At 50.5% G+C, this 1582-nt stretch carries 1 protein-coding gene; it reads right to left on the reverse strand.

Annotated features, from left to right (window positions below; translation table 11 throughout):
• On the reverse strand, positions 1 to 1582 hold a 1582-nt coding region (locus B9T19_RS10445; protein ID WP_143436890.1), incomplete at both ends, for an Ig-like domain-containing protein.

Raw genomic sequence — 1582 nt, forward strand, 5'->3', positions numbered from 1 at the left:
ACTGACCCGTTTCTGGAGTTAACTCTAACGTTCCATTCTCCGGTTGCTCAACTACGGTATAGGTTAAATCATCACCATCGATATCAGTCGCGATGATCTTCCCCTCTTTCTCCGTATCTTCATCGATCGTAAAGCCTTGATCAGCATCTGCTTCCGGTGCATCGTTTACCGGCGTGATGGTGATCGGAACTTCAACCGTTACTTCACCACCTTGACCATCAGAGACCACAACCTTAAAGCTATCATCACCGTGATAGTCTTCCTCAGGAGTATAGGTATATTCTCCCGTCTCTTTATCGAGCTCTACCGTTCCGTTCTTAGGCGCTTCAACCACGGTATAGGTTAAGTCATCACCATCCACATCAGTAGCAAGGATCTGACCTTCTTTCACCGTATCTTCTTCGATCGTAAAGCCTTGCTCAGGATCTGCTTCCGGCGCATCGTTTACCGGCGTGATGGTGATCGGAACTTCAACCGTCACTTCACCACCCTGACCATCTGAAACAATCACTTTAAAGCTATCATCACCATTGAAATCTGGATGAGGTTTATAGGTATACTCACCCGTTTCTGGAGTTAACTCTAACGTCCCATTCTTAGGCTGTTCAGCCACGGTATAGGTTAAGTCATCACCATCCACATCAGTAGCAATAATCTGACCTTCTTTCACCGTGTCTTCTTCTATCGTAAAGCCTTGCTCAGGATCTGCTTCTGGATCAGTATTTATTATTTCATCCTCAACTCCAGGTTTATCGTCACCCGTAGAACCACCATCGCCTACGCCTGGTTTATCGTCACCCGTAGAACCACCATCACCTGCACCTGGTTTATCACCACCCGTAGAACCACCAACACCTACGCCTGGTTTATCGCCACCCGTTGAGCCACCATCACCTACACCTGGTTTATCATCACCCGTTGAGCCACCATCGCCTACGCCTGGTTTATCACCACCTGTAGAACCACCATCACCTACGCCTGGTTTATCGTCACCCGTAAAACTACCATCGCCTACGCCTGGTTTATCGTCACCCGTAGAACTACCATCACCTACGCCTGGTTTATCGCCACTCATAGAACCACCATCGCCAGCGCCTGGTTTATCGCCACCCGTTGAGCCACCATCATCTACACCTGGCTTATCATCACCCGTTGAGCCACCATCGCCTACGCCTGGTTTATCGCCACCCGTTGAGCCACCATCACCTACGCCTGGTTTATCGCCACCCATAGAACCACCATCGCCTACGGCTGGTTTATCACCACCCGTAGAACCACCAACACCTACACCTGGTTTATCGCTACCTGTAGAACCACCATCACCTACACCTGGTTTATCGCCACCCGTTGAGCCACCATCGCCTACGCCTGGTTTATCACCACCTGTAGAACCACCATCACCTACGCCTGGTTTATCGCCACTCGTAGAACCACCATCGCCAGCGCCTGGTTTATCACCACCCGTTGAGCCACCATCACCTACACCTGGTTTATCGCCACCTGTAGAACCACCATCACCTACGCCTGGTTTATCGCCACTCGTAGAACCACCATCGCCAGCGCCTGGTTTATCACCACCTGT

This window comes from Ignatzschineria sp. F8392 (assembly GCF_002252045.1).
Taxonomy (GTDB): Bacteria; Pseudomonadota; Gammaproteobacteria; order Cardiobacteriales; family Wohlfahrtiimonadaceae; genus Ignatzschineria.